The 18605-nt window shown below is 53.0% G+C and carries 17 protein-coding genes; 4 read left to right on the top strand and 13 right to left on the bottom strand.

Annotated features, from left to right (window positions below; all coding sequences use genetic code 11):
* Positions 1–4: 4 nt before the first annotated feature.
* The 12 genes from fabZ to rpsB all read right to left on the bottom strand — a co-directional run bounded on the left by fabZ (position 5) and on the right by rpsB (position 12730).
* Complete coding sequence (gene fabZ, locus J5224_RS19300) at positions 5–460, bottom strand: 3-hydroxyacyl-ACP dehydratase FabZ (RefSeq protein ID WP_195315614.1); 456 nt, start codon at positions 458–460, stop codon at positions 5–7.
* A gap of 191 nt (positions 461–651) precedes the next feature.
* Positions 652–1674 carry a UDP-3-O-(3-hydroxymyristoyl)glucosamine N-acyltransferase gene (lpxD, locus tag J5224_RS19295; protein WP_264626895.1) on the bottom strand — a complete coding sequence of 341 codons (1023 nt, stop codon included), beginning with the start codon at positions 1672–1674 and terminating at the stop codon, positions 652–654.
* 3 nt (positions 1675–1677) lie between these two features.
* Complete coding sequence (skp, locus tag J5224_RS19290; protein WP_264626894.1) at positions 1678–2175, bottom strand: molecular chaperone Skp; 498 nt, start codon at positions 2173–2175, stop codon at positions 1678–1680.
* Between the two features lie 123 nt (positions 2176–2298).
* Positions 2299–4725, bottom strand: coding sequence for an outer membrane protein assembly factor BamA (bamA, locus tag J5224_RS19285; protein ID WP_264626893.1), 2427 nt, complete (start codon positions 4723–4725; stop codon positions 2299–2301).
* Positions 4726–4760: 35 nt separating this feature from the next.
* Entirely contained in the window at positions 4761–6113 is a 1353-nt protein-coding gene (rseP, locus tag J5224_RS19280; RefSeq protein WP_264626892.1) for a sigma E protease regulator RseP, read from the bottom strand.
* Between the two features lie 13 nt (positions 6114–6126).
* Positions 6127–6984 (bottom strand): phosphatidate cytidylyltransferase, encoded by an 858-nt coding sequence (gene cdsA, locus J5224_RS19275; RefSeq protein ID WP_264626891.1) that lies wholly within the window; start codon positions 6982–6984, stop codon positions 6127–6129.
* Positions 6985–6993: 9 nt separating this feature from the next.
* Positions 6994–7755, bottom strand: coding sequence for a (2E,6E)-farnesyl-diphosphate-specific ditrans,polycis-undecaprenyl-diphosphate synthase (gene ispU / locus J5224_RS19270; RefSeq protein WP_264626890.1), 762 nt, complete (start codon positions 7753–7755; stop codon positions 6994–6996).
* Between the two features lie 204 nt (positions 7756–7959).
* Positions 7960–9153: a 1-deoxy-D-xylulose-5-phosphate reductoisomerase gene (gene ispC / locus J5224_RS19265; protein ID WP_264626889.1), complete on the bottom strand. Its 1194-nt coding sequence runs from the start codon at positions 9151–9153 to the stop codon at positions 7960–7962.
* Between the two features lie 67 nt (positions 9154–9220).
* Entirely contained in the window at positions 9221–9778 is a 558-nt protein-coding gene (gene frr, locus J5224_RS19260) for a ribosome recycling factor (RefSeq protein WP_264626888.1), read from the bottom strand.
* A gap of 223 nt (positions 9779–10001) precedes the next feature.
* The gene (pyrH, locus tag J5224_RS19255) at positions 10002–10727 is read right to left on the bottom strand and encodes a UMP kinase (protein ID WP_196905961.1); all 726 of its coding nucleotides are present in this window, start codon (positions 10725–10727) and stop codon (positions 10002–10004) included.
* A 309-nt stretch (positions 10728–11036) separates the two neighbouring features.
* Positions 11037–11894 (bottom strand): translation elongation factor Ts, encoded by an 858-nt coding sequence (gene tsf, locus J5224_RS19250; RefSeq protein WP_264626887.1) that lies wholly within the window; start codon positions 11892–11894, stop codon positions 11037–11039.
* A gap of 110 nt (positions 11895–12004) precedes the next feature.
* On the bottom strand, positions 12005–12730 hold the full coding sequence (gene rpsB, locus J5224_RS19245; protein ID WP_264626886.1) for a 30S ribosomal protein S2: 726 nt from the start codon (positions 12728–12730) through the stop codon (positions 12005–12007).
* Between the two features lie 572 nt (positions 12731–13302).
* Between rpsB and map the strand changes: the two genes are divergently transcribed.
* From map to J5224_RS19225, 4 genes are all read left to right on the top strand, one after another.
* Positions 13303–14097 carry a type I methionyl aminopeptidase gene (gene map / locus J5224_RS19240; RefSeq protein ID WP_264626885.1) on the top strand — a complete coding sequence of 265 codons (795 nt, stop codon included), beginning with the start codon at positions 13303–13305 and terminating at the stop codon, positions 14095–14097.
* Positions 14098–14206: 109 nt separating this feature from the next.
* A complete protein-coding gene (gene glnD / locus J5224_RS19235) occupies positions 14207–16888 on the top strand; it encodes a bifunctional uridylyltransferase/uridylyl-removing protein GlnD (RefSeq protein WP_264626884.1) in 2682 nt (893 codons plus the stop codon).
* Positions 16889–16920: 32 nt separating this feature from the next.
* Positions 16921–17745: a 2,3,4,5-tetrahydropyridine-2,6-dicarboxylate N-succinyltransferase gene (gene dapD, locus J5224_RS19230; RefSeq protein WP_264626883.1), complete on the top strand. Its 825-nt coding sequence runs from the start codon at positions 16921–16923 to the stop codon at positions 17743–17745.
* A 57-nt stretch (positions 17746–17802) separates the two neighbouring features.
* Positions 17803–18192 (top strand): DUF3461 family protein, encoded by a 390-nt coding sequence (locus J5224_RS19225; protein WP_196905956.1) that lies wholly within the window; start codon positions 17803–17805, stop codon positions 18190–18192.
* 74 nt (positions 18193–18266) lie between these two features.
* Here the strand turns inward: J5224_RS19225 and J5224_RS19220 are convergent.
* Positions 18267–18605 (bottom strand): flavodoxin (locus tag J5224_RS19220; RefSeq protein ID WP_264626882.1); only part of this gene is annotated, 339 nt, incomplete at its 5' end.

Raw genomic sequence — 18605 nt, 5'->3', positions numbered from 1 at the left:
GTTATCAGGCCTCCCGACGACGAGCACACATCATTGACGCTTCACAAGCCACTTCGCCATCCACTTTGGCGACGCCTTTGAAACGAGCAACACCACGACGCTCTTTAATGAATTCAACTTCAAGGATCATCTGATCACCCGGCTGCACAGGACGTTTGAAACGCGCTTCGTCCACAGCCGCGAAGTAGTAAAGTTCACCCGGTTCCAGCTTACCCACGCTTTTAAATGCCAGAATGCCCGTGGCCTGAGCCATGGCTTCCAGAATCAGCACGCCGGGGAAAATGGGTTTCCCGGGGAAGTGTCCCTGAAAGAAGGGTTCATTGAAAGAGACGTTTTTCACCGCACGCAGGAATTTTCCTTCTTCAAAATCCAATACGCGATCCACCAGCAAAAAGGGGAAGCGGTGCGGTAATAGTTCTAAAATCTCTTCAATATGCAGAGTATGAGTGTTAGTAGTCAAAATACTCTTCCTGTCCGTAAAACTGATGCCATCAACAACACGGCCTGCGAGATCCCAAAAGGAGGATCATCTGGCAGGCCGCAAATAAGGATTTTTACGCCAGCCGAAGCAGGCAATCCACAACAACCACCGCGTATAAACCCGTATCCATCACGCCGCCCGCCACTGTTTAGACGAGGCTGACACGAGGATCAATCCTGGTTGACTTTACGCTCAACGGCTTTCAGCCGTTTGCTCATATCATCAATACTCATCACCAGCGCTGCGGTTTTACGCCACGTTTTGTTTGGCTGTAACGGAATTCCCGATGAGTATACGCCGGGTTCGGTGATAGGTCTCATGACCATCCCCATACCGGTAACCGTGACCTTATCGCAAATTTCCATATGACCATTGATCACGCTGGCACCGCCAATCATGCAGTAGCGGCCAATTTTCAGGCTGCCTGCCATGATAACGCCACCAGCGACTGCTGTATTGTCGCCAATCACGACGTTGTGTGCAATCTGGCATTGGTTATCAATGATAACGCCGTCACCAATAATGGTGTCGTCCAGTGCACCGCGGTCAATGGTGGTGTTAGCACCAATCTCAACGCGATCGCCAATGCGTACCGTGCCTAACTGCGGGATCTTGACCCAATTGCCACGCTCGTTGGCATAACCAAAACCATCGGAACCAATCACCGCACCAGATTGAATCAGGCATTGTGCCCCTAACTCAACCCGATGATAGACCGTCACATTGGCCCACAGACGAGAGCCCGCGCCAATCTTAGTGTGTTTCCCGACAAAACAACCGGCACCAATCACCACACCATCGCCTAACTCTGCGCCTGACTCGATAACCGCATTCGCACCGATGGCGACATTACGCCCCAGCACGGCATCATCGGCAATCACCGCACTGGGTGCGATATCTTGCGCAGGTTGCGGCGTGGTATCCATCAATTGCGCCATACGCGCATACGTCAGATACGGGTTTTTCACCACCAACGCCGCTACCTTGCAGTAAGGCAGGTCAGCTTCTGTCACAACCACGGCGGATGCCTGTGTTGTGGTCAGTTGCTCACGATAGCGGCTGTCTGAAAGAAAGGTGATTTGTCCAGAGCGTGCCGAATGCATAGAAGCAACACCGGTGATGACGATATCGCCATCACCGTGTAATTGCGCATCCAACTGTGCTGCCAAGGCGTCCAGTCGAATTGAAACCATGAGTTATTTAACCTGTTTCAGCACATCAGCCGTGATGTCTTTCGCGTTACCGACATAGGCAACTGCGTTGGCATCAATCACGATATCGTAGCCATCTTTGCTGGCGACGCTTTTGATGGCATCCTGAATACGGCTCAGGATCTTGTTACGTTCTTCCATCTGACGACGGCGATTGTCTTGTTCAAACGCCTGTGCCTTGTTGGAGAACTGCTCACGCTGTGCCATCAGATCGTTTTCAGATTTGCTGCGATCGCTGGCTTTCATGGTAGAACCATCACGCTGCAATTTTTGCATCTTGGTTTGCAGATCGCTTTCCATTTTCTGCAATTCAGAAGCACGGCCTTTAAACTCGTTTTCCAACTGCTTGGCAACAGTTTCACGCTGCGGCAACTGCTGGAAAATACTGGCAACGTTGACAACGGCAATCTTGTCGGCCGCTTGGACGCTGGCAGACGCTGCCAGAGCTAAACCGAGACCTGCGGCACACAACCACTTTTTCACGTTATTACTCCTCAACCTGATCTTTTTTATCACACATTAACGTGCACAAAGCTCTGGATCAGCGCACACGGCGCGTTACCAGAGCCCTCTACTTCACTTAGAGACGACGTGTCTGTCGTTACACTACCACGTCTTACCGATGTTAAATTGGAACTGTTCGGACTTGTCTCCGTCAATCTTCTTGACCGGCTGGGCATAGGAGAACACCAATGGCCCAAGCGGTGACATCCACTGCACGGCAAGACCGGTTGATACACGAATATTGCCCGGTTCGCTGTAGTCTGGCACACCCGCCGCCAAGGTTTTATCCGTGTTCTTCCAGTTGGTATCCCATACCGTACCGGCATCCACAAACAGTGAGGTACGCAGTGAGCTGGCATACTTATCGCTGGCAAACGGCGTCGGCAGAATCAACTCAGCACTGGCCACCGCCATGGCGTTACCGCCCACGGCGTCGTCGGACTTCCTGATGGCACAATCAGAATAAGAGGTTTGTCCACTGGTACAATTATAATACGCGGCCTTCGGACCAATGGTATTCGACTGGAAGCCACGTACCGTACTGGACCCACCGGCATAGAAGTTGTCGTAGAACGGCACATCCTTGCTGCCAATACCGTCCGCATAGCCCGCGCGCGCACGGCCCATCAACACCCAGTGGTGGTTTTCACTCAACGGCAAGTAGGTCGCTGAATCGAAGGTCAACTTATAGTATTCGTTGTCGGAACCCGGCACCGTCACCTTGGCGTTGAGGCTGGCACGGCTCCCTTCCGTCGGGAAGAAGCCACGGTCCAAACTATTGTAGACCCAGCCAGCGTTGAGGAAGAAATCATTCGCACTGAAACCTGCCTTGGAGTGATTATTTGACCCCGCCACCACTTCAGGATTGATGCCCACCGAATTCAGATAGCGCCACATGGCCACCTGCGGTGACATATCCGACACATCGTTATGCACGTAGTCCAGGCCCAGACGCAACGAGTTATTCTCGTTGATCGGGAAACCTAAGGTGGAGCCTATACCGTAGCTTTTGTTGGTGTAATCAGAGAGTTCAGCATCATAAGCTTTAAAGTCGTTATAGAAAATACGACCGCCGAGGCTGACGCCGTCTACCGTAAAGTAGGGGTTGGTCATCGACAGCTCGACATAGGTCTGGTAGCTGTTTTTGGTGCCGCTGATGCCCACAGAGTTGCCGGTACCCAGCCAGTTATCCTGCTGCACCCCAGCCTGGAAGCTGACGCCACTTTCCGTACCGAAGCCGACGCCGAAGTTCAACGTACCGGTATTACGCTCTTTCACCTTGTAGGTGACGTCTACCTGATCGGGAGTGCCCGGCACACGCTGGGTTTCGACATCAACGCTTTCAAAGTAGCCGAGACGGTTGAGACGCTCTTTGCCCTGCTCAACCAGATCGTTGCCCAACCACGCCCCTTCCATCTGGCGCATTTCGCGGCGCAGCACGGAATCTTTGGAAGTATCATTACCTTCGAAGCGCACACGGCGCACCGAGAAGCGGTTGCCAGCATCGACGTTAAGGTTGAGCTTGACGGTTTTATCCCCGTCGCTGATTTCAGGCTGTGTCACCACGCGCGGATAAGCGTAGCCATAACGGCCTAGCAGCTTTTTGATATCCTCTTCCATGCGTGTCACTTTGGCACCGTTATACAGCTCGCCGGGGTTCACTTTCGTCAGCCCCTCAATCTCGGCAGAGTGACCCGCCAGATTGCCGCGCACCGTCACCCCGGACAGCTTGTATTGATCGCCTTCCGTGATGTTGATGGTGATGTAGATGCCCTTCTTGTCGGGCGTCAGGCTTACCTGAGTGGAATCAATCGTGAAACGCGCGTAGCCGCGATCGAGATAGAAACTGCGCAGCGTTTCCAGGTCACCAGAGAGTTTCTGTTTCTGGTACTTACGATCGCCCATGACGTTCCACCACGGCACGTCATCGCGCAGTTGGAATTGGGCAATCAATTCATCAGAAGTGAAGGCTTTGTTGCCAACGATATTGATCTGCTGGATTTGCGCGGAAACCCCTTCGGTAAACACCAGTTTGAGGTCAACACGGTTGCGCGGCAACGGTGTTACCACCGCCTTCACGGAGGCGCTGTATTTACCGACGCTGTAGTAGAAATCCTCCAGCCCCTTCTCAATAGAAGAGAGGGTCGTGCGGTCTAACGCTTCGCCGACGCGCACACTGGACGCTTCCATATTTTCTTTCAGCATCTCATCCTTGACCGCTTTATTGCCGGAGAATGTGATGCTGGCGATGGTAGGTCGTTCTTTTACCTGCACAATCAAGGTTTCACCGTCACGCAGTACCCGGACATCCTCGAAGTTTCCGGTCGCGAACAGAGCACGGATGGTATTCCCGATATCGTCATCACTGACAGTATCACCAACACGGACAGGCATGCTGAGTAGTGCCGCACCGACAGCAACACGCTGCAAGCCCTCGAAATGAATATCCTTCACCACGAATCCGTCTGCACCGTATACGGTGGCGCTGCTGAACAGCAGCGACGCTATGAGCAACTTTTTCATCGCCATCGTTGTTATGCGTTTTTCCTAACCTACTCCCCCGCCTAAAGGCGAGAGAAATCATTAAAAAGTGCGAGCCCCATTAACAGCATCAACACCACCGTGCCGATACGATAACAAAAGTCCTGCACACGCTCAGAAACCGGCCTGCCTTTCAGTTTTTCAACCAGCAGAAAGAGCAGGTGTCCACCATCCAAAACCGGTAGCGGGAACAAATTGATAATGCCGAGATTTACACTGATCAATGCCAAAAACATCAGGTAGTAAATCAGCCCATAGTCAGCCGACATGCCGGCTCCCTGAGCAATGGAGATTGGCCCGCTCAGGTTGTTGAGCTTAACATCGCCTGTTATCAGTTTTCCCAGCATACTGACGGTTAACCGCATAAGTTGCCAGGTTTTATCCGCAGCTTGATAAATCGCACTGAACGGCCCGTATTGCCGCACCGTTCGGTACTCCTCGGGCAGCGGGATGACTTTTGGCACCACCCCGGCAAACCCTTCCACCCTGCCACCGGTCGTTTTGCTGTCCGGCGTCAAGATTAGAGAGCGGGTCTCACCTTTTCGTTCAATCTCCAGCGCAATATCTGCATCCGGCTTGTCACGCACCGTACTGGCAAACTGCGACCAGCGCGTCAGCGGTTGCCCATCGACTTTAACGATCCTGTCTCCGACTTGCAAACCGGCTTTTTGCGCAGCCGATCCATCCTGCACCTGCGTCAGCACCGCATCGATTTGCGGCATACGTGGCACCATGCCCAATGAGGACGCAGGATCTTGCTTTTCAGGATTGAACTGCCAGTCGCGCAAATCCAGCGTTTTTTGCACTACGGACGAAGAACCCAGCGGGGCAACATCAAGCGTTACCTCGTTATCGCCGATCTTACCGATCAGCGTTAAACGCGCCGTGTCCCAGTCAGGCGTTTCGATACCATCTACTGCTTTTAGTTCCATTCCCGGCGACATTTGCGCCATAGCAGCAATAGAGTTGGGCACTATTTCGCCCACCACAGGCCGTACACCCGGCACACCAATAATAAACACCAGCCAGTAGGCGGCAACCGCAAACAAGAAGTTGGCAATCGGGCCCGCGCTCACGATGGCAGCGCGTTGCCATACGGTTTTACGGTTAAAAGAGAGATGATGCTGTTCCGGCGAGACGGTATCCACACGCTCGTCGAGCATTTTGACATAGCCACCCAGAGGGATTAAGGCAATGACAAATTCGGTTCCCCGCCGATCGCGCCAACGACATAGCGCCTTGCCAAATCCGACAGAAAAACGCTCAACCTTGACCCCACAGCGACGAGCAACCCAGAAGTGGCCAAACTCATGCACCGTAATCAATACGCCCAGTGCAACAACAAATGCAGCCAAACTCCAAAGGACATTCATCATCTGTCAGGTCATCCTAAACCGTTTTAAACACTAAAAACATCAGGCAGGCAAAGACCGGGATCGCCGCCGTCAGGCTATCAATGCGGTCAAGCACGCCGCCATGACCAGGAATCAGGTGGCTGCTGTCCTTAATACCGGCTTCCCGTTTAAACATACTTTCTGTCAAATCGCCCAGCACGGATGCCAGCGCCGCAACCACCGAACAGATGAGCAGCGTAAACGGCGCAACGCCTAAAGGCGCATAAACACTAAACAGCAGGGAGATAATCGCGGACGTGGCTAACCCACCGACAAAGCCCTCCCAGGTTTTACCTGGAGACACTTTGGGTGCCAGTTTATGCTTGCCAAACAGTTTACCAAACATGTACGCGCCGCTGTCTGCGCCCCACACCAGCAACATCACGTAGAGCAACCACCAGGCACCGAAGAAAGGATCGCTATCATAATGGTGCTGCCGCAACGCCACCATGCCCCAGAAGAAAGGCACGATGGTCAACACGCCAAACAGCAAACGCAACGCTTTAGAGTTACGCCAAAACCCCGCAGAACCGGGATAAGAGAGCACCAACAGCAGTGCTGCACACCACCACGCCAGTGATACCCATAGCGAAAGGCGGATAGGCAGCAGATGAACCGAATAGTGATAGTTGGGCAATGATAGCGTCATCAACGCCAGCAGTGCGCCGCATATAAAGGCAAGAGACAAACGCTGAGCAGAGGAGCCTAGCCCGGCGAATTGCCCCCACTCCCAGGCGGCCAGCATGCAAACGCCGAGCGTTACCAGCGCAAATCCCTTCGGTGGCAGCATAAACAATGCCGCAATGACCAACGGGATTAAGATCAAGGCAGTTATCAATCGATACTTCAGCACACCTTCCCCCTATGATGCGTCAGCATCGGAAGGTGCAGTTCCACCGAAGCGCCGTTCGCGTTGCGCAAATGCATTCATCGCACCTTCAAAATCGTGTTCATCGAAATCAGGCCAAAGGACATCGGTAAAGTAAAGCTCAGCATAAGCAATCTGCCACAGCAAAAAATTACTGATGCGGTGTTCTCCCCCCGTCCTGATAACCAAATCGACCGGCGTTTGATCGCTCAAACACAGGGCGTGGGATAAAGTATCTTCGTCGATCGTGTCCGGGCGGAGCGTGCCTTCCTGCACCTGCTCAGCCAATTGTCTGACGCCCTGAATAATATCCCAACGTCCGCCATAATTCGCGGCAATATTCAGTATTAACCCTGGATTATTTTTTGTCAGTGCTTCAGAGCGGCGAATGCGCTCTTGTAGACGCGGGCTGAAACGGCTGATGTCACCGATGATACGCAACTGAACGCCGTGTTTATGCAGGCTTTTGACTTCACTGTCCAGAGCCCGAACAAACAGTTCCATCAGCGCTTTCACTTCTTGCGCCGGACGGTTCCAGTTTTCGCTACTAAAGGCATACAAGGTCAAGGCATCGAGCCGATGGCTTACCGCAAAGCTCACCGCCCGCCGCACCGCTTTCACACCAGCCTGATGGCCAAAAACGCGCAGCTTGCCGCGGCTTTTCGCCCAACGGCCATTACCATCCATGATGATTGCGACATGCCTTGGCCCGCTTTCGGGTGGCGTAATGGGTGTTTGTTGATTATCAGACGGCATAACGCGAACTTAATTTCCTCAAGTAAGAAAACAATCCATCCCTAACATCAGACCCGTCAGCACAAAAAAGCCGTGAACGAGCACGGCTGTACGTCCTTCGCCAGCGTTTTCGCACTGACCTCGACGCGAATGGCGCAGACTATATCACCTTGATCCCGCATGAACAAATTGTGCCGCGACGAATGCGTCAGCAAGCGCGTATTGTCAGTGGAAAGCGCGTAACGCCAGCCGGCCTTTCTCGCGAGCCCAACGGTCAATGGACAATACATCGTCAACGGATTCTGGTTCTGCGCAAGAGAGCTGTTCCATCACACGCTGATTCAACGACGCAATATCGGTGAAGCGAATCTCACCGTGCAAAAAGGCGTCGACGGCAATTTCATTGGCCCCATTCAGCGCGGTCGTTGCCGCCTGCCCCTGATTACAGGCATCGACAGCCAACTGCAAACAGGGATAACGCGTCATGTCCGGTTCGCTGAACGTGAGCGGACCAAGACGCATAAAATCCAACGGTGCCACGTCAGACACCACACGCTGCGGATAGGCCATTGCATGCGCGATAGGCGTGCGCATATCCGGTGTGCCAAGTTGAGCCAAAACGCTGCCATCCCGATAGCGCACCATGGAGTGGATAACGGACTGCGGATGGATGATCACTTCCATCTGCGCCGCTGACGCATTAAACAACCAACGCGCCTCGATGTACTCCAGCCCCTTGTTCATCATGGTGGCCGAGTCCACGGAAATCTTGCGGCCCATGGACCAGTTGGGATGCGCACAGGCTTGATCGGGCGTCATCGCCGCTAATGCGGCAAGCGGTGTTTCTCGAAACGGGCCGCCCGAACCGGTCAGGACAATACGTTCCACCCCATGTTCCGTTAAAGAAGCGTAACCCAATTGACGTTGAATGTGCTCAGGTAAACTCTGAAAAATGGCGTTGTGTTCACTGTCTATCGGCAGCAATTGCGCACCATATTGTGCAACAGCGTTCATAAACAGTCGGCCACAGGTGACTAAAGACTCTTTGTTCGCCAACAGTACCTGCTTTCCGGCCTTGATAGCAGCAAGGGTTGGCAATAATCCTGCGGCCCCCACGATGGCTGCCATCACCTGGTCTACGCCATCGAGCGCAGCCAGCTCACACGCAGCCTGCTCGCCAGCCAGCACTTCGGTACGACAGCCTGCGGTCATCAGTCGCTCACGTAACAGTGCCGCAGCCTGGGGATCGGACATGGAAGCATAGGCAGGTTGGAATTGCAGGCATTGCGCCAGCATCACATCAACGTTTCGCCCAGCAGCAAGGGCAGTAACGGCGAATTTATCCGGATTGGCTTTCACTACAGCCAGCGTACTAACGCCAATAGAACCGGTTGAACCGAGGATCGTCAGTTGCTTCATGAAATTGCTCTAAAAAATAAAGCGCCGCCAGTAGTGTCCTGGCTGGCGCTTTTATTTTGGAAGCCGATTAAAACTCCATCAGCTCATTTTCTTTTTCTGCCAGCGCGACATCCACTTTCTTGATATAGGCGTCAGTCAGTTTTTGCACGTCATCCTGCGCGCGGCGTTCTTCATCTTCACTGATCGCTTTATCTTTCAACAGCGCTTTCAGCTTATCGTTGGCGTCGCGACGCACGTTACGTACAGAGATGCGACCTTGTTCCGCTTCACCGCGTACCACTTTGGTCAAATCTTTACGGCGCTCTTCCGTCAGCGGCGGCAGGGGAACGCGGATTACCGCACCCGCAGAGGACGGGTTTAACCCCAGATCCGAAGCCATGATCGCTTTCTCAACGGCCGGGCCCAACGAACGGTCGAACACGGTGATCGCCAGCGTGCGCGTATCTTCAACCACAACGTTCGCCAGTTGACGCAGCGGCGTGGCAGAACCGTAATATTCTACCTGAATGCCGTCCAGCAGGCTCGGTGAAGCGCGGCCAGTACGAACTCTGCTAATTTGGTGTTTAAACGCTTCTACACATTTTTCCATGCGTGTATCAGCATCTTTTCTGATGTCATTAATCACGTTGCGGACCCTTGAATACTGGTTGCCAGACAGGTTATTTCCCTGCGTTTTATCATGATATCAACGCACATGATAAAAGCGGACAGGGATGCATACAGCAAACCCGGTAAATCATTGATGCTTGCGCCGGGGTGCCGACGCAGCGCGTTATCTATCGGTATTACGAAAATAAAACAGCACTACCACGATCAGGATAGTACCTTATTTTTCAGTGCACCCGTTATTACTTCGTGATCAAGGTGCCTTCTTTTTCACCCATGACCACACGGCGTAATGCACCGGGTTTGTTCATGTTGAAAACGCGGATCGGTAAATTATGGTCGCGAGCCAGCGTAAAGGCCGCCAAATCCATCACTTTCAGTTCACGTTCGAGAACATCCTGATAGGTTAGCGTTTCATGGAGCGTCGCGGTGGGATCTTTAACCGGATCCGCAGAAAAAACGCCATCCACTTTGGTGGCTTTTAGCACCACGTCAGCTTCAATCTCGATACCGCGCAGACAAGCGGCAGAATCGGTAGTAAAGAAGGGATTACCGGTACCGGCGGAGAAAATCACCACGCGGTTGTTGCGCAGCAGGCTGATAGCTTCGGCCCAGCTATAATTGTCGCACACACCGTTGAGCGGAATGGCTGACATCAAGCGCGCGTTGACATAGGCACGGTGCAGCGCATCGCGCATTGCCAGGCCGTTCATCACGGTGGCCAACATCCCCATGTGATCGCCCACCACGCGATTCATACCAGCCTGTGCCAGACCGGCACCGCGGAACAGGTTGCCACCACCGATAACGACGCCGACCTGAATGCCCAGCTCAACCAGTTCTTTAATTTCCTGAGCCATGCGATCCAGAATGCTCGCATCGATACCAAAACCTTCGGCTCCTTGTAATGCTTCGCCGCTGAGCTTAAGCAGGATACGTTGATATACGGGTTTTGCGTTGGTTGCCATGGTGTTGTTGTCCTAACGGGCTTTCATCATAATGGGAATGTGATTACTGTCACGCCTTCGTGCTTCATACCGCGCGCGTCATTAAACCGACGCACAAATGCGCAGTGGCAGTAAAACGTGTTGAAAATTTTGGCTGGATATACCCGGCTTCATGTCACTTTCCTGTGGGTACGCCCAGTGGGTATTCCCCGTGGATAGGGTGCGTCAGTCTACCCGGAAATGCGCCGAGTGAATCTCACCAACACCGCTGTACATGAAGTATGACGGGTATAAAAAGGAACCGCCAACTGGCGGCTCCTTTTTTGCATCTTAAGACTGCTTGCTCATCGCGGCGACTTCAGCAGCGAAGTCAACTTCCGCTTTCTCAATGCCTTCACCCACTTCGAAACGGATGAAGCTGATGACGTCAGCTTTGTGCTCTTTCAGCAGATCGCCAACGGTTTTGTTGGGATCCATCACGAAGTGTTGACCGGTCAGAGAGATTTCGCCGGTGAATTTACGCATACGGCCTTCGACCATTTTTTCTGCGATTTCACGCGGTTTGCCAGATTGCATGGCAATGTCCAACTGGATCTGGTGCTCACGCGCAACCACATCTGCCGGAACGTCTTCAGCTTTCACGTACTCAGGCTTGCTGGCAGCAATGTGCATAGCGACGTGCTTAACCAGTTCTTCGTCAGCGCCGGTAGCGGCAACCAGTACGCCAATACGCGCGCCGTGCAGGTAAGCACCCAGCACGTCACCTTCCTGAACAGCGATACGACGAATATTGATGTTCTCACCAATTTTCGCGACCAGCGTAGTACGCTGTTCTTCGAATTTCGCTTTCAGAACGTCAACGTCAGTGATGCGTTCGTTCAGTGCAGCGGTTGCAACTTCTTCGCCGAAGGCTTTGAAGCCAGCATCTTTAGCAACGAAGTCAGTTTCGCAGTTCAGTTCGACGATAACGCCATATTTGCCGTCAGCCGCGATCTTGGTCAGAATCACACCTTCAGCAGCAACACGGCCTGCTTTTTTCGCAGCTTTAGCCTGGCCAGACTTACGCATGTTATCGATAGCAAGTTCGATATCACCGTTAGCTTCTACCAGCGCTTTCTTGCATTCCATCATGCCAGCGCCAGTACGCTCGCGCAGTTCTTTTACCAGGGCAGCGGTAATTTCAGCCATTATCTTTTCCTCGGGTTATCTCGTGGGAGATAAGTAAAAGGGGGCCATTAAGGCCCCCTAACCAACATATTCAATACCTGGTTAATAAGGGCTCGACGGAGCCAGTCTTATTATTCAGCTTCTACCAAGCCTTCTTCCGCTTGAACAGCCAGATCTTGAGAACGGCCTTCACGGACAGCGGTAGCAACAGCGCTCAGGTACAGGGTTACTGCACGGATGGCGTCGTCGTTGCCAGGGATGATGAAGTCAACGCCATCCGGATCGGAGTTGGTATCAACCACAGCAAATACCGGGATACCCAGGTTGTTTGCTTCTTTGATGGCGATGTGTTCATGGTCAGCGTCAACCACAAACAGAGCATCTGGCAGGCCGCCCATATCTTTGATACCGCCCAGGCTGTTTTCCAGCTTGTCCAGTTCACGAGTACGCATCAGAGCTTCTTTTTTGGTCAGCTTGTCGAAGGTACCGTCTTGAGATTGGGTTTCCAGATCTTTCAAACGCTTGATGGACTGACGAACGGTTTTCCAGTTAGTCAGCATACCGCCCAACCAGCGATGGTTCACGAAGAACTGGTCGCAGTTGTTTGCAGCGTCTTTTACCGCTTCGCTTGCAGCGCGTTTCGTACCAACGAACAGGATTTTGCCTTTGCGAGAAGAGATTTTGCTCAGCTCGGCCAGCGCATCGTTGAACATCGGAACGGTTTTTTCAAGGTTGATGATGTGAACTTTGTTACGCGCACCAAAAATGAAAGGTTTCATTTTCGGGTTCCAGTAACGGGTCTGGTGACCGAAGTGTACGCCAGCCTTGAGCATATCGCGCATGGAAACAGTTGCCATGATTACCTCTATAAATTGAGTATGGGGTTAAGCCTCCACATGTCCCATTACACCGACCCTTCAGCCACGTCATAAGACATTGACCTTCGAGCACCCCGGCGAACGTGTCGACATGTGTGTGTTATTTACACATATGAGTTTAGTGAATTCCGCTGAACCTATTAGCCAGACCCAGTCAGATCACCGGCGCGCTTTATACCATAAAGTCGCCACCGACACCAACTTTTGTTGCACCCTTTACCCGATTTTCTCCTTACGTACCGCCATTGAATCCAAATGGGGATTTGGCACCATCCGTCAGGGCTGATAACATAAGTGCTCATACCCGTCATACTTCAAGCTACAGGTGCGTTGGCTGCGTTCTTTCACCCGAATCACTTACCAGAGTAAGCTCATCGGGATGAATGAACCTCATCCATGAGGTTCACCCTACGGGCCAGCGCAAGCGCTGTTCAAATTTGTTCCAGACAAATTTGTCTCTCACTTGCCGCCTTCCTGCAACTCGAATTATTTAGGGTATAGTGTGTACACTTAAATTCGTCGACTGCTTCGACACCTGCGGACAATTTTGCATGGCTATATCAATAAAAACCCCTGAAGACATCGAGAAAATGCGCGTTGCTGGCCGCCTGGCGGCGGAAGTGCTGGAAATCATCGAACCGTATGTGGTTCCCGGTGTCAGCACTGGCGAGCTCGATCGCATCTGCCACGACCATATTACCAACAAGCAGCAGGCTATTTCTGCCAGCCTTGGTTATCACGGCTTCCCGAAATCGGTGTGTATTTCTATCAACGAAGTGGTGTGCCACGGCATTCCCAGCGATGACCGTCTGCTGAAAGACGGTGATATCGTCAATATCGATGTTACGGTCATCAAGGACGGCTTCCATGGGGATACCTCCAAAATGTTCATCGCCGGTAAACCCACCATTCTGGGCGAACGTCTGTGCCGTATCACGCAGGAAAGCCTCTATCTGGCGCTGAAAATGGTCAAGCCGGGCATCCGGCTGCGTGCCTTGGGTAAAGCCATCCAGGTATTCGCGGAAAGCAATGATTTCTCCGTGGTACGTGAATATTGCGGCCACGGCATTGGTCGCGGTTTCCATGAAGAACCTCAGGTGCTGCATTACGATGCTGATGACGGCGGCGTAGTGCTGCAAGCGGGCATGGCATTCACCATTGAGCCAATGCTTAACGCGGGCGATTTCCGTATCCGCACCATGAAAGACGGTTGGACGGTAAAAACCAAAGATCGCAGCTTGTCGGCGCAATACGAGCATACTATTGTGGTAACCGAAAACGGTTGCGAAATTATGACGCTGAGGAAAGACGACACCATCCCCAACATCATTTCGCACCCGGCATAATGGTGCGCCAGCCCGGCGGTTATCTTGCGGCGGCGGCCAGGGATACCGTTAACAGGGCTGGCGTCTCTTTTATGGCGTTTGCCAGGCAACGCTTAAGGGCTGTGAATTTATGAATGACAACAACGCTTCTCACTCCGCCGACGTGTTCACCGCTGACGTACAGCCCCCCGCCTCCCCGTTAACCTACAGTGACAGCGAACTGGAGTGCTCAGCGCTGAAGCTGTCTATGGAGCGTTTTCAGACGTGGCTAGGCGCTGAATTTCGCGACGGGGTAGCCGCCGAAACGCTGATTACCGCCAGAACCTTTTTTATCGACCATCTGTTGCAACGTCTGTGGACGTTTTACGGTTTCGAATCTGCCGCACAAACGGCGCTGGTAGCCGTTGGTGGATACGGGCGCGGTGAGCTGCACCCGCTGTCGGATATTGATGTGCTGGTACTCAGCGGGCAGCCGCTCAGCGCCCATCAATCTCAACAAGTGGGCGCGTTTATCACGCTGCTGTGGGATCTCAAGCTTGAAGTGGGTCATAGCGTGCGCACGCTCGATGAGTGCCTGCAAGAAGGCCGAGCGGACATTTCCGTGGCGACAAACCTCATCGAATCGCGCCTGATTTGCGGCGATGTGGCGCTGTTTCTCTCCTTACAAAAACAGATTTTTAGCGAAGACTTTTGGCCCTCCTCCGCTTTTTTTCCGGCCAAAATCACCGAACAGCAAGAACGACATCAGCGTTACCACAGCACCAGCTACAATCTTGAGCCGGATATAAAAAGTAGCCCCGGCGGGCTGCGCGATATTCACACCTTGCTCTGGGTTGCCCGACGTCATTTTGGTGCCACCTCGCTCAACGAAATGGTCGGTTTTGGTTTTCTCACCGAAGCGGAACGCAACGAGCTCAATGAATGTCAGAGCTTTCTGTGGCGCATTCGCTTTGCCTTGCACCTGATTCTGTCGCGTTATGACAACCGCCTGCTGTTTGACCGCCAACTCAACGTGGCGCAGTTGCTGAATTACCGTGGTGAGGGTAATGCACCGGTTGAGCACATGATGAAAGATTTCTATCGCGCGACGCGCCGCGTCAGCGAGCTTAATCATATGCTGCTGCAACTGTTCGATGAGGCCATCCTGGCACTGGATGCCAGTGAAAAGCCACGCGCAATAGATAATGAATTCCAACTGCGTGGCAACTTGATCGATCTGCGTGATGAAACCTTGTTCATGCACAAGCCGGAAGCCATTATGCGCATGTTTAACACCATGGTGCGTAACGATGAGATTACCGGTATCTATTCCACCACGCTGCGCCAATTGCGCCATGCGCGTCGCCATCTGGCTCAGCCGCTGTGCGCTATTCCTGAAGCGCGCCACCTTTTTATGGATATTCTGCGCCATCCACACGCGGTAAATAGAGCCCTGCTGCCGATGCATCGTCATAGCGTGTTGGAAGCGTATACGCCACTGTGGAGCAATATCGTCGGGCAGATGCAGTTCGATCTGTTTCATGCCTATACCGTGGATGAGCACACACTGCGCGTGCTGCTCAAACTGGAAAGCTTTTCCGATGAAGAGACGCGCACCCAGCATCCCCTGTGTGTAGAGCTGTATCCACGTCTGCCACAGCCGGAATTGCTGCTGCTCGCGGCGCTGTTTCATGATATCGCCAAAGGGCGCGGTGGCGATCATTCTGAGCTGGGCGCGCAAGATGTCGTTGAGTTTGCCGCGCTGCACCAGCTCAATTCACGCGAAACGCAGCTGGTTGCCTGGTTAGTGCGCTGCCACCTGCTGATGTCAGTGACCGCACAGCGTCGCGATATTCAGGATCCGGCGGTTATCCAGCAATTCGCCGCTGAAGTGAAAAGCGAAACCCGCCTGCGCTACCTGGTCAGCCTCACGGTTGCCGATATCTGCGCGACCAACGAAACCCTGTGGAACAGTTGGAAACAGAGCCTATTGCGCGAACTCTATTTCGCCACCGAGAAACAACTGCGCCGCGGGATGCAAAATACGCCGGATGTGCGCGATCGCGTGCGCCATCATCGTCTCCAGGCTTTGGCGCTGCTGCGCATGGACAATATCGACGAAGAAGCGTTGCACCCTATCTGGAGCCGCTGCCGCGCAGATTATTTTTTGCGTCATTCGCCCAATCAGCTTGCCTGGCACGCTCGCCATCTGGTTGAGCACGATTTACATCAGCCATTGGTGCTTATCAGCCATCAGGCCAGCCGCGGTGGCACAGAAATTTTCATCTGGAGTCCAGACCGCCCCTACCTGTTCGCCGCTGTGGCAGGCGAACTCGACCGCCGTAATCTGAGCGTGCATGATGCGCAAATTTTCACCAGCCGCGATGGCATGGCGATGGACACCTTTATCGTACTGGAACCCGACGGCAGCCCGGTCGCACCGGATCGCCACGAGTTTATTCGCCAGGCGCTGGTTCAGGCGCTCACACAGCGCGATTATCAACATCCTCGTCCGCGCCGCGCCTCCTCCAAATTGCGCCATTTCAGTGTGCCCACGGAAATCAGCTTCCTGCCGACACATACCGACAGACGCAGCTACATGGAGTTGAGCGCACTCGATCAACCGGGTTTGCTGGCACGCCTGGGTAAAGTGTTCGCCGATCTCAACGTGTCGTTACACGGTGCGCGCATTTCCACGATTGGCGAGCGGGTAGAAGACCTTTTTATCCTTGCAGACAAAGACAGACGCGCATTATCTCCGGAATTGCGCCTTATCTTGCAACAACGGTTGACAGAAGCCCTCGACCCAAACGATAAAGTAACCCTGAATTAACCATTGACTGACAGCACAGAAAGAGAAACAGGATGCATCAATTACAAAACGTTATCGAAACCGCCTTTGAACGCCGTGCCGACATTACGCCGACCTCCGTGGACAGCGTAACCCGTGAAGCCGTTAATCAGGTTATTGGCTTATTGGACAGCGGCGCACTGCGCGTGGCGGAAAAAATCAATGGCGAGTGGGTAACGCACCAATGGTTGAAAAAAGCGGTGCTGCTCTCTTTCCGTATCAATGACAACCAACTGATGGAAGGTACGGAAACCCGCTACTACGACAAAGTGCCGATGAAATTTGCCGGCTACGATGAAGCGCGCTTCCAACGTGAAGGTTTCCGCGTAGTGCCTCCTGCCAGCGTGCGCCAGGGCGCATTTATCGCCCGTAACACGGTGCTGATGCCGTCTTATGTCAACATCGGTGCTTACGTTGACGAAGGCACCATGGTTGATACCTGGGCAACCGTCGGCTCTTGCGCACAGATCGGGAAAAACGTTCACCTGTCCGGCGGTGTCGGCATCGGTGGCGTCCTGGAGCCGTTACAGGCTAACCCGACCATCATTGAAGACAACTGCTTTATCGGCGCCCGCTCTGAAGTGGTAGAAGGCGTGATCGTGGAAGAAGGCTCCGTCATCTCCATGGGCGTGTTTATCGGCCAGAGCACGAAAATCTACGATCGCGAAACCGGTGAAGTGCATTACGGTCGCGTACCGGCAGGCTCTGTCGTCGTTTCCGGCAACCTACCGTCGAAAGATGGCAGCTACAGCCTGTACTGTGCCGTGATCGTGAAAAAAGTGGATGCGAAAACCCGCGGTAAAGTGGGTATTAATGAGTTGCTTCGTACCATCGACTAAACTGAACAAGGCGGGTTTGACCCGCCTTTTCTTTATCACTCCCCAAAAGGTGGCGCCATGTATGACAATCTAAAAAGCCTGGGTATCTCCCATCCCGATGAAATTGATCGCTATAGCCTGCGCCAGGAGGCCAGTAACGACATCCTGAAAATCTATTTTCGTAAGGATAAAGGGGAGTTTTTCGCCAAAAGCGTAAAATTTAAATATCCGCGCCAGCGTAAAACCATCGTTGCGGATAACAGCGGACAAGGCTTTAAAGAGATCAATGAGATCAGCCCCAATCTGCGCTATGTCATTGATGAGCTTGATCAGATTTGCCAACGTGATCAGGTGGAAGTCGATCTGAAACGCAAAATCCTTGATGACTTGCGTCATCTGGAAAGCGTGGTGGCGAACAAAATTAATGAGATCGAATCCGATCTGGAGAAGCTGACCAAAGGACGTTAATAGACTGGGCCGCGAACGTCATGATAAAACGGAGCTTCACCGCTCCGTTTTTTATTCACGTTTATAGAACGCGCTTAACCCGCTTCAACCAACCCCGCCCACTGCTCTACCCATGGGCAGGAGAGCACTTCCGGCTCCGGGCATTCTGTCGCGTCAATCAAAAGCATATCGCCCACACGCTGAGCGCCCATTTCTTGCAACAATGCATCAAACTGCTGGCCCGCACCGCAAAAATGGGGGTAACTGCTGTCACCCAAGGCAATGACACCATAGCGCAACGCGGGCTGATGACCACCTTTTTCACGCAACGCCGCAAACAACGGGGCGATGGAATCCGGCAGATCCCCTTGCCCGGTGGTTGACGTTACCACCAACACATACTGCTCGCGATACGCCAGCCAGGATGACAGGTC

Source organism: Candidatus Symbiopectobacterium sp. NZEC135 (assembly GCF_025962695.1).
The sequence above is the reverse complement of the archived record's forward strand: the minus strand, read 5'-3'. Positions and strand labels throughout refer to the sequence as shown.